This is a genomic window from Peribacillus sp. SIMBA_075, from assembly GCF_046534585.1.
Window position 1 is genome coordinate 1 of the sequence record NZ_JAWRYN010001698.1, and the last position, 232, is coordinate 232.

The following is a 232-nucleotide window of genomic DNA, read 5'->3' on the forward strand; positions in this document are numbered from 1 at the left end:
GTCTTACGATCGTTGTGAGTCGCCAAAATACTTGGGTAAACAATATGAAGGTAGACGAGTTACGTCTATTATGGAGTGAAGATGGAAACGAAAAGCGATGGTCACAAATTCATTCTTCATGGCCACGTGAACAGGTGAAGTTTTATGCGCCAGGTGTAGACTCTGGTACGTATGATTATTTTCAAAATGTCATCTTACAAAATAGTCGCATTGTAAAAAAAGTCTCTTTGTC

The 232-nt window shown here is 38.8% G+C and carries 1 pseudogene; it reads left to right on the forward strand.

From position 1 onward, the window contains the following. A pseudogene (locus SB775_RS34225) lies at nt 1-232 on the forward strand (PstS family phosphate ABC transporter substrate-binding protein); the annotation flags it as partial.